This window comes from Methylophilus sp. 42, from assembly GCF_000384155.1.
GTDB lineage: Bacteria > Pseudomonadota > Gammaproteobacteria > Burkholderiales > Methylophilaceae > Methylophilus.
This window is the reverse complement of sequence record NZ_KB913031.1, coordinates 822825-834533: the sequence shown is the minus strand read 5'-3', so window position 1 is coordinate 834533 and position 11709 is coordinate 822825. Positions and strand designations below refer to the sequence as shown.

The 11709-nt window shown below is 48.5% G+C and carries 6 protein-coding genes; all 6 read right to left on the bottom strand.

The annotated features are described in order from the left end of the window. The 6 genes from MET42_RS0104015 to MET42_RS0103985 all read right to left on the bottom strand — a co-directional run bounded on the left by MET42_RS0104015 (position 1) and on the right by MET42_RS0103985 (position 11704). A complete protein-coding gene (locus MET42_RS0104015) occupies positions 1 to 1686 on the bottom strand; it encodes a type I secretion system permease/ATPase (protein ID WP_019881512.1) in 1686 nt (561 codons plus the stop codon). A 68-nt stretch (positions 1687 to 1754) separates the two neighbouring features. After that, the gene (locus MET42_RS0104010; RefSeq protein WP_019881511.1) at positions 1755 to 3512 is read right to left on the bottom strand and encodes a type I secretion system permease/ATPase; all 1758 of its coding nucleotides are present in this window, start codon (positions 3510 to 3512) and stop codon (positions 1755 to 1757) included. 64 nt (positions 3513 to 3576) lie between these two features. Further along, complete coding sequence (locus MET42_RS0104005; protein ID WP_019881509.1) at positions 3577 to 5742, bottom strand: calcium-binding protein; 2166 nt, start codon at positions 5740 to 5742, stop codon at positions 3577 to 3579. 76 nt (positions 5743 to 5818) lie between these two features. After that, positions 5819 to 6811: a hypothetical protein gene (locus tag MET42_RS14910; protein WP_232411297.1), complete on the bottom strand. Its 993-nt coding sequence runs from the start codon at positions 6809 to 6811 to the stop codon at positions 5819 to 5821. Between the two features lie 185 nt (positions 6812 to 6996). After that, the gene (locus MET42_RS0103990; RefSeq protein ID WP_019881506.1) at positions 6997 to 10503 is read right to left on the bottom strand and encodes a TonB-dependent receptor domain-containing protein; all 3507 of its coding nucleotides are present in this window, start codon (positions 10501 to 10503) and stop codon (positions 6997 to 6999) included. Between the two features lie 160 nt (positions 10504 to 10663). Continuing rightward, on the bottom strand, positions 10664 to 11704 hold the full coding sequence (locus MET42_RS0103985) for a FecR domain-containing protein (RefSeq protein WP_232411294.1): 1041 nt from the start codon (positions 11702 to 11704) through the stop codon (positions 10664 to 10666). Positions 11705 to 11709 lie beyond the last annotated feature (5 nt).

Here is an 11709-nt window from a genome sequence, read left to right as displayed (position 1 = left end):
TCACGCAGGCTCCGTCGCCATACTGCTGGCAGCAGCATGCAATTGATTTAAATAGACAATCCCCGCATCGCGTGGCCCATGGTGTAACACTTCGCCGCGTTTAAGCACCAGCAAGTCGTCAGTAATTTTGAGCACACCAGAGCGATGCGAGATCACCACAATGGTGGTATTCAGGGTTTTTAAGGCTTGCAACAACTGCATCAGCCTGGCTTCGCCAAACTCGTCCAGGCTGGCATTCGGCTCATCCAGCACCAGTAAGGCAGGCTCTTTGTAAATGGCACGCGCCAGCCCCAGTAATTGTCGTTGCCCGCCAGACAAAGGCAAACCCTGCTCATCCAGCCGGGTGTCATAGCCTTGTGGCAAACGCAGAATCGCCTCATGCAAGCCCACGCGCTGGCAAGCCTGCAAAATATGCTGGCTCTCCAGCTCACCAAATCTGGCGACATTTTCAGCGATCGTGCCTTCAAGCAAAGACACCTGTTGTGGCAAATAGCCAACACTGGTCATCAACGCACGCGCGTTGTCTGCGGTAATCGTGGATTGATTGATTTGATAGTGACCTGCCGTGGGCGATACGACCCCGACCAGCAAACGTGCCAGCGTGCTTTTGCCTGCACCCGAGGGGCCCATGACACACAGCAGGCGTCCTGGTTGTATGGCCAGGCTGACATCATGCAACAGGCGACGCGACGCTGCGGTAACACCCACAGACTGGAGTTCAAGTTGATAGGGGCGGATCAAATGCATTGCAACCAGCGAAGGTTCGCCTGTCTGCACTGGGGCGCCAGTATTACTCAGCAAGCCATGCAAATCAGCCGCCGCCGACCTAGCCTGTAACCATTGGCGCCAGCTATGCACCATGACATCAAACGGATGCAAGGCACGCGCAATCAGCACATTGGATGCCACCATGGAGCCAACACTGATTTCACCGCGAATGGTCAGCCAGGCCGCCATGGCCAGCATCAGTGATTGCAATGTATAGCGCACCCATTTATTGACAAACTGGCTACGATCACTGGCTTTTAACCAGGCGGCTTCTGCCAGCGATTGCTGCGCCAGCAATGCCTGCCAATGCTGGCGCAAGGTTTGCAACATGCCCAACACATAGCTGGTGTGCAAATGCTGGATTTTTTGCTGCAAAAAATACTCAGTGCTTTGCTTGGCTGCCTGCGCAGCCTGCGCTGGCGGTGTTGTCATGCGCTGATTCCACAAGGCTGCCGCGCACTGCACCAGGCAAAATGCCATTGCGGTCGCTCCCAACACCGGGTGCAAGGCAAACAACACCACAATGTAGATCACACTCCAGGGAATATCCAGCAGGGCGAACAAACCTTGTCCGGTCATAAACTGGCGAATGGCAGTTAATTGCTGCAATGACTCGGCAGGTGGCGGGCGCTGTGTGGCACGTGGATCAAACACGGCCGAAAACACTTGCTTGCCGTAGGTGAGGTCGAACTGCACGCCGGTTTTAATCGCATACAAACTGCGCAACCAGTCCGCACCTGCCATCAGCAATAACAAGCCGGCGGTTAATATCGTCATCGCCACCAGCGTCAAGGTATTGCGGCTAAGCATGACGCGGTCATATAACTGCAACATATACAAAGTAGGCACCAGCATCAGCACATTGGTCAGCAAGCTGAGCCAGACCATCTGTATAAACGCGCCACTGAACGGTTGCATAAAAGACCATAGCGGCATCTGCCAACCAGGTCTCCAGGCGGGGGTGTCAGTAAAATTACGGGGGGAGATCATGACTGTGCCACCTTTCCAGACTCTGCTTGTCTAGGCTCTGTTTTTCTAATGTCTGCTTGTCCGGGCTCCGCTTGAAAACTTGCCAGCACTTCAGCCGGTTTGCCATAACGAATCATTTGCCCCTGGCACATCACCAGCATGGTGTCGGCGATGCTCAAAATATGTTGCAAATGGCTGATGATGATAAAGGTTGTGCCTTGCTGCTTCAGGCGCGCAATCGCATGCTGCAAAGTGCGTTCGGTAGTGGTATCGAGATTGGCATTAGGTTCATCCAGCACCACGATGCGTGGCTTGCCATAAAAAGCACGTGCCAGGCCGACCAGTTGGCGCTCACCGCCAGACAGCGCCATGCCGGATTGACCAATGACTGTATTTAAGCCATCAGGTAATTGATGTACCCACTCGTACATGCCCAGCAGGGTCAGCACTTCGGTCAGCGCTTCGCGGTCAGGCGTCTGGAAACGGCAGATATTGTCGACAATAGGGCCATCAAACACATCCACCTCTTGCGACAGATAACCCAAGTGCGGCCCCAGTTGCGTTTTATCCCAGCGATGCACATCCACACCATCAAACCGCACACGGCCTGCACTAGGAGCCAACAAGCCGACCAGCAATTTGGCTAAAGTGGTTTTTCCTGAGGCCGACGCACCCGCCACAATCAGCACTTGCCCAGCAGTTAATTTAAATTGCACCTGACGGATAAATACTTCAGCCGAGGACTTACCCGCTTGCGGCATGGCATAGCTGAGCTGCTCTACTGTCACTTCGCCCGTGGGTGATGGCAAAACCAGCCCGTCCGTGGTGGCAGTTGCCCCAGACAGCAAGCTGTCAATACGACGATAAGCGGTCCAGGTCTGCTCATAGGTTTTCCAGTGCCCAACACATTGCACCAGCGGCGTGAGCACGCGTGCAGCTAAAATAGACGCCACAATCATCATGGCACCGCCATTGAATAACTCGCCGGCAATAAACAGATAGCAGGCCAGGCCCAGAATCAAACTGGTCTGCAAGGTTTGCAGCCAGCGTGAAGCGGCAGCACTTTTGCCTGCCAGCTCTGAGGCCTGCGCCTGCTGCCACAAAAAACCATGCTGATGCTGTAACCAGCGTTGCTCAATCGGCGCCAGCATATGCATGGCATGCATCACATCACCATGACGGCTGATGCTGGCAAAATAGCGCTGGGATTCGATGGCGTGCTGGTTCGCTTGTTGCATCAACGGCGCCACGCGTGACTGGTTGTGCACGGTCAATACCAGTTGTATCGCCAGTCCGAACAAGGTGAGAACGCCCAGTGCCGGATGAATCCAGAACACTGCAGCGAGAAAAATCAAACAAAAAGGCGCATCAATCAGACCAAGCAAGGCCGAGGAATGCAGAGCATTTTTGAGGGTAGAAAAATCGGAAAATACTTGTTGCGCAGGAAACGTCTGCACGGCTAATTTAGCGGCAAAGACACGCTCAAACACGCGCTCCTGCAATAATTGCTCAAAGCGTTTGGCCCCGGCCTGCAACAAGTGACGTCGTTGCCATTCCAGTGCTTCCATCACCAGGTAAGCAAACGCCGCCAGCAGTGTCAGCATCAATAATGTCGACACATTGCGACTATTAATGACGCGGTCATACACCTCCAGCATATACCAGGAGGGCACCAGAATCAGCAGATGGGTCACCACCCCAAACAGCCAGACTTTGCGCCAGATGGGCCAAAGTTCGGACAGGGTTTGCTTGATGGATTCAGCTTGCGACGACATTTTCACAATAGGACACTCTGTAGAGAATGATTGCGGGCAGGTTGCCCCGCCCGCAACACTTCTATTACACGATCACAAAGTCGGAGGTTGACAATGTAGTCACGCCAGTCAGCACTGCAATATCTACCTTCGCACCGCTACCATTACCATCCGCGTCATAGCTGAGGGTTTTGGTGGTGGTGTTGTAAACCAGGTAGTCATTAGAATCCTGTGCTGTACCCGTGCTGTTTACACGCAGCATGCTGGCGTTGAAACCAGCCAGTTGGCTGTACTGGTCCAAATGCAACTCCAGCTTGTCAGTGCCACGTGTAAAGTCAGTGATGGTATCCACACCAGTCAGGTTAAATGCCGTATTGGTATAAGTTTGCACCGTGGTAGCAGAACCAGTCACGACTTCTTCATACACCTTGCCAAATACAAACGTATCCTTACCGCCACCACCGGTCAGCGTATCGTTACCGCCATTGCCAACGAACACGTCAGCCTTGCTGGTACCAATAAAGGTTTGCTGGTTAGCATTGCCTTCAAAACGCAAGCCATTGGTAGTTACGCCAGAAGCATCGACCACGACATTATTGATCGTGCCGCCGTTGTTACCCAGGGTGTTAGAAAGATCAGCCACAGTGCCGTTGGCCTTGAAGTAGTAGTGATCGTTGAGCAACTGCAGGTCAGTGTTTTCAACGTTCAAACGACCAACCGTGCCACCCACTTGCACGACTTCCATAGACTTGAAGTTATCGTTGTTGAGTACTACTGTACCGTTGGCTTTAGTGTTGGCACCGATACCGGTCGTAATGCGCAGTGTATCCACGCCATCACCACCAACGATCACATCGTGTTTAGCACCAGTGGCGATCCACTCTTTATTGCCATCGTCAGCCTTGGAAGTCGTGCCTTGCACACCACTGCCAAATCCGCCAATCACAAAAATATCATTGCCTTCGCCGCCATCCAGGTAGTCAGCACCGCCATGGCCAATCAGCAAGTCATTGCCACCGTTACCGTAGACTGTGTCATCACCCAGACGCATAGTTGCATAATCAACGCCTTCGCTACCCAGCACGATTTCATGCGCATCACTACCTTCATTCGCGCCATCAATACGCGTAAAGCTGCCCGCTTCACCTTCAGATGCGTCGTAAGTCACATCAACGTTGTGATAGAGGTTAGCTACGGAATAATCGTCTACCTCAAATACGGCAGCATCATAAGTCACTGGCGTTGCACCAACGATAGTTGCGGCTGGCTCGAACGTGGTCTCTTCAAACTCCAGTTCCAGAGTGACATTTTCAACGTCACCACCGGCAACGCCGTAGATGTGTGTGCCTGGGTTGATTTCCCCTAAAGCTAGAGACTCGCCGTTCTCTTCAAGTTGCTCGGCTTCCAGAGTAATGCTGACACCACTGGCAAGCTCAATACGCTCAATACCAGAAAACTGGATACCCTCAAACTCACCAGATTCAGTAAATGCAAGTGTGTCAACTGCGTTATATCCAGCTATAGAAGAAGCAAATGTACTGATTGCAGAGGAACCTGGACGAGTCACTAAATTCAAGCGAACATCGGTTTGAGTTTCTTCTGCAATATCGTCATCAAGCTCAACATATTCACCAGTAACATTATCGTATACAAGAAAGCCTGCATCTTCATTGCCCTCTTCAGCTTCGACCTTATCAGTATATCTTGCCACATCTCCATTATTATCCAACTTAGAAACGCCACCTTGAATCGTTATGCCTGTGGCATCTTCTTCCTCACCGATCACGAAAGTGTCATTATCCTCATCACCGAGGGCAACATCATCAGATGTCAATAAATACACATTACCATTAACGGTTTCGTTCCCTGCTGTACTCAAACCACCAGAAAGATAATCATTGCCCGCGCCACCAGTGAGGACATCATTACCGGCCCCACCAATAAGACTATCGTTACCATCGCCACCGCTAAGAATATCGTTACCATCCCCGCCTGAAAGGTAGTCATTACCACTACCACCATCAGCAATGTCATTCCCATTGCCTAAATCGATAGTGTCGTCACCTCCACCACCGCTAACAACGTCGTTGCCATCACCGCCAATAAGCAAGTCATTACCACTGCCACCGATAATAATATCGTTACCACCGGCACCATCAATATAATTACCTAGATTGTTACCCTCAACGTAATCATTTCCACTAGTACCGGTGTATTCAGTTTCTGTAGCATTAAAAATCTTCGTTGCCATAACAAAACTCCTAAAATTTAAGATGCACGGCCCCTTAAGAGCCGTGCATTAATTATTTAAAGATCACAATAGGCGACTAAGGTGTGCCAATTGCATAGCCATCCATATCGATGACTTTTTGCACAGCATTTTCTTGGCCTGTTTGACGCAATCTGATACCACCAGTTTGAGTAGTCGGATTAGCGCTGCAAGATGCTTCAACATAAGTAAATGCGGAGTAGGCATTTGTTGAACCATCATCATCGGCGTAAACCGCATCGGCGGTAAAGTCGACATAGTTATCATTCACCACCGCATCTTGTGTCGCTAATGTAGTCGACGCCGCAGTAGTAGAATTAATGCCCGTCGCCTCGCCCGTAGTAGCGGCAGTAACACTATTCTTCGTTGGCAAATCAAGATAGTTTGTACCATTCAGAGATTTATTTACCAAAGTATCGTATTTGTAAGCACGATGCTGGACTGAAGTAAATGTTCGACCTGCACGGAAAACAGGAGAAACTACAGTGACAGGTGTGATGGAGATCGTATATGCCACACTTACTGCACCCAAACCACTGAAGCCACCACGAACCACATCATTTACCTCAAAGTATTGAGTTCCTGTTGCAGCATCAGAGTCCACGTTGTACATTCTGACGCGAGTACCAATAATGCATGTATTGGTAGTCGGATTACGCCAATATCTGTCATAGACCTCACCAATAGATGCTCCACCAGTTGGGTTTGGAATAGAGCGCGTCACACTAGCTGTTGCAGTAAATCCAGTTTTTCCTGCCGGAAGCGTCGCTTCACTACCAGAAAAAGCTACCCAGCAAGTGTCATTTGTACCACTCGCAGGATAATTTGCAGACGCAATTGGATATGATCCAAAATTTCCCCGTCTATCATTTGCAGCGCCACCAACACCATCACCTGCTGGCCCTGGAGTCTCATCTCGACCTGTATTAAAACAACTTGTATAAGCTGAGCTAGCAAACCCTGCAGCTGGCATAGATTCCCAAGCTGCCTGTGCATAACCAGATGCACTAAATGCTCCAATAATCGCTAACTTAAGTAACGCATTTTTCATTTTCGACTCCTTAGAGTTACAATAAGCAGGCATTTGTGGCTGCCCGCATCACCAATTCATCACAACCTTGTTAGTCCCTCGTGAGTTCTAAACCAGTTGCAGTTGAATTCTTGGTAAGTCACAAATGCCTCTTTTATTCTTTCAAATTTCTTATCAAAATCATTGGGAGTTTTTCCTGTTAGTGATTAATCCGGCACAAAATGCCAATTCAAACTAAACCAGACTCCACGTGGAGCACCAGGCGCAATAAAATTAGTGCTTAGCCAGTCACCAGAGTTATGGTTATATCCATCCGGGCCAATTGCACCGTTAATACTTGGTGAAAACGGATTTCGACCTAACCGCCCGGCGGTGAAATATTCACGATCAAAGATGTTATTGATCAGCATGGTTGCTGACCACTCTTTATTAAATTTATAGCTGGTTTGGAAATTAAACACTGCGTAAGCAGGCACTTTCCCCGGGTTTGTTGTTGGTGGTGTTTGGATGATCGTTTGTGCTCCTGTTACCGGATCAGTCACAATTACGTTCCGCCTTATGACACCCTGACGATGTTCATTGTTTTCGTTTCCTCGAATAAAACTATCGGAGTGCAAAACCGTACTCAAGCCGACAGTCCAGGAAGGTGTTACGTCATAGCTGATATTGGCATTGATGTTATGCAATGAGACTCCAGGCATACGACTCCCTGGCTTTACTCGAATAACCTGGCCATAACCATCGATATTGAAAGAACTGCTGTTGTCACGACTTAGCATTAAAAAGTCGTCTTCGAACGTTGCATCGGTCAATGCATAATTAACACCAAATCCCCATTTGTCTTTTCTACCTGAAAGACCAGCTTCAATACCGCGCCTACGAGTTTTGCCTACCGTATCAAAAAAACCCTGCTGATTTCCAACTGTAATAAAGTAGATGTCATCTTTAAGGTCTGTTTGATAAGCACCAAGATTCCATTGCAAACTCTCTCCCAGAGTACCGCGCAGACCAATATCGTATGTAGTTGCTTTTACTTGGGCTAGGTAAGGGTCGCCCGACAAAGTAGTTGGAAGCGTACATGAGCGATTCTCAGCAATTGATCTAGGCACATAAACTCCACCAGAAAGCGTTGGCGTTTTATCAAATGCACAACCCAACTCAATCACACTTGGTGTACGTGTACCTTTGGCCCAGTTTGCAAAGAAATTCAAGCTTTCCTTCAGTTGCCATGAAACACCCATTGAAGGGTTAAAAGAATAATAATTAAACTTCTCAGTTTCTGCCGGGTCAAGTACACGATTAAGACGCAAAGGTCGATAGTTAAGCGGAATTCCAGAGCAGTCAGATTGAGTGACTGTGCCATTTCCATCTGTGTCTCCACAAATGTTATATCTGTCAGGTTCTGCAATTAAGTCGCCAATGCTGTAATTTAGAAAACCGCTTCTGGCAGCAATTTTGTTGGTCACATTTGTCTGGTTGTAGCGACCGGACATGCTTAAATGCAAAGTATCCACTGGACTCCATGTTTCGCTGAAATAAACGCTTTTTGTAACACTGGTACCTTCAAAATTATTATTGGCTAAGGGGACAAAAGCACCCGCAAATTGAGGATGAGCCTGTGCAGGATCAAGATATGCGTTTCTGTTACTGTCCAAAAAGCCAAGCCGCTGTTCATTTAGATAATCCGCATTGGCAGAGTCAATTGAAGCTCCAATCATGAACTTATGCTTTTCAAGCTGCCAATTTGCTTGTACTGACATGCCATTTGTTAGCTGATCAATTTGATTATCAGTTAATAGGGCTGTAGGAGTGCCTTCCACATATCCTGGTTGGCCATAACCTATTCCATCTACAACAATTGGATTTCCAAGCACAGGGTCAGGATCAAGAAGAAATCCATCAGTTTGTGTTTGGGCACAATTTGTCTGATTTAATGTACCTAGCGTCATTACATAATTTTTAATGACTTCTCCAGTTAAAGGATCTTTTGTGAAAAAAGTATCCTCTTCAGAGTAAATAACTCCACCAACCGAATTAAACAAACCAGGGCCAAAAGGTGCAGAAAAAGACGTTCTAAAGGTTGGTTGGTTAAAATATTCAGGGCTACTTTCTCCTTCGAAGTCTGGCGCTGGCACACCTCTGTTATATGCGTTTCTTTCTCCAAAATTTCGGTTTTCTTCAAAAGCGTATCTATAAGCGGCAAGCACGTCTTCTGGCAATTCAGTATTTTTTAAATTTGAATAGTGAGCCACATCAAGAACACCATTGCTGAAATCTTGGTAAAACTGTGTTGTCTGAAATTCAGCACTTGGATTATCTGGATCCATCTGTGTATAGACTACTGGAACCACGATGTAATCTGGCACACCCTTTCCATTGGTGCTCGGATACAAGCACGTGTATTGATCTGTGCTATTAGGCCGCCTACGCGCCAATAACTCTTCGCTGTAGTCAGTCATCGCATCTCCGCCTTTTTGCCGACGTTTACTGCTTCGACTGTACACTTGGCCAGTAAAAGTGAACGTATCACTGACAAAATAGCTGCCACTCAGTTGGAATTGCGCTAATCGATTTTTGGTCGTGTCAGGACTAGTAAAAACACTATTCCGATCTTTGTCATACATCTCAGAAGGTATCAGGCCGTTACCCGTCAAATCTGTTTGTACAAGTAATGTGCTTAGATTCAAGTCAAGTTTTTCACCACGATAACTTGCTTTTGAAAATAACTGATTTACCTTACTGGGAGAATTCTGACGCCAGCCATCTTCCAGGAAAAAATTGCCTGCCGCGAATAGACCAATCGTTCCATTGTTCCAACCCGCCTCAGCTTGCAGCTGCTTTCTACCAAAGGAACCGGTGAGGATATCTGCATCAATACCGGCATTATTAAAACCATCTTTGGTTTTCATGGAGACAGCCCCCCCCAGTGTGTTGAGACCAAAGATTGGATTAGATCCAGGGAACACATCAATACCTGCCAACGCATTCATGGGGATCATGTCCCAGTTCACGACATCCCCGAAAGGTTCATTCACTCGAACGCCATCCAGGAATACACTCAGGCCTTGAGGAGTCCCGATTTGCGGGCCAGCCGTAAAACCTCTGTATTGCATATCCATTTGGAACGGGTTGCCCTGATAATCATTCACTGTGACGGATTGCAGCTTACGGTTCATCAAATCCGTAATACTTAATGAATGCGCCTCTTTAATCTCTTTGGCAGAAATGCTTTGTACGTTGCCTGGAATTTGTTCTTTGGTTAAACCCAAGCCAGGTAGCGGGCCGACCTCATAAAAACGTTTGGCGCGGACTTCAACTTTGTCGAGTTGAATGTCTTTTTTAGCCTCTTTTGGTGGTTTTTGAATAAAGATATTATTGCCTTCCACTTTAGGCTCGAGACCGCTCTCGCCTAGCACACGTTGCAGCGCTTCTTTGCGCGTCATACGGCCGCGCACCTCAGGTGCAGTTTTTCCGGAAACCACATCGTTTGGGAATGAGATATTCATACCTGTGGCTTTGCCCAGGTCGTGCAATGAGTTTGCCAATGGTTGCGCTGGAATATCAACATTAACCGGTACACCAAAGCTCTCCTCCTGCTGTTTAGGCAACTGAGTATTTAATGCTTCTGCCCACACCGGTTGCGTTGTCATGACGCTCAACGCAGCTAGTGCAGTGTGTATCCCTCTTCTATTTATCTTCTTATACGTACTCACAGATTCTTCTCCTGTCCTATGACTCATCTGTGAGCGCAGCAAAAACCTGATGCTGTTAACTTAACTTTACATTTAAAGATTGGAGTCTTTGAATAAAAGGAAAATGCAGCGGTTGGAACCAAGAGAAAAGGCGCCAAAAAAGCGCCTTTGATGGATGAAACTAATGCTGAGAATGAAGCAGTGTGTACTGCGGGGTATCTTGCAGTTTGACTGGAGCGATATTAGGTAAGCCGCGCAGGAACTGGTCTATATCCTGAATATTGATATCTGCAGAAATATTGCGTACCTGCCTGCCTTGCGACTGCACCGGTTTCTGGCGGTAGCGTGAAACGGTGTAGGCAATTTCGCTGGTATCGGCACGATCAAACACCAGCCGCCCTTTAAGGAAGGCAAAGGCATCGGAGGCCGGGCGATTGACCAGCACCATGGCATGGTTAGGGTAAACTTCAGCCACTTGGCCATTGGTAATTTCACGCGAAATCAGGGCCTGGCTTTCCGCTTGCATCGCATCCCCCTCAAGCCTGGGTTCGACTTTGACACGGCCGTGATCGACGCTCACACGTACTAGTTGCTCCAGCCGGTTGACGGCAAAGCGTGTCCCCAATACGGTCACTCTTGCAGTGTCTGTTTCCACCACAAATGGCCGTTCAGGATCTTTGGTGACTTCAAAAATGGCTTCGCCTTCTTTGAGCAGCACATGGCGCTGGTGGCGGTAATAGGTTACTTCCATATCACTCCTGGCACTCAGAGTGACTTTGGTGCCGTCATCCAGTGTTTTAGTGACAATTTGCCCCACCGGGTTTTGTGCGGCTAGCTGCATGACCGGCGCAGCTTGCCAGACCTGGTATTGCTGATGCGAGAAAAAGCCAGCAATACAAATAAAACAGACGACCATCAGCTGTGCCAAACGCTGTTGTTTGGCTTTGCGGCGGGCTTCATTGGCCAGAAACGCTTGCTGCTCAGCGGCATCTGCCAGGCTAGACAAGCTCTCAGCTGAGTCAAGCTGACGCATGGCATGGGCGAAGCTGTTGTATTCGGCAGCGTGACTCGGGTCGTCTGCCAGCCATTGCTCAAACGCTTGATGCTCGGCAGCGCGTTGATTGTTCGCATGCTCACGCATACGCAAGTACCAGCGCGCAGCCATTTCACTTAGTGTGAGCGACTTAGCTGTGGATGATTTGGACGTGAGCGGTTTAGACATAGGCG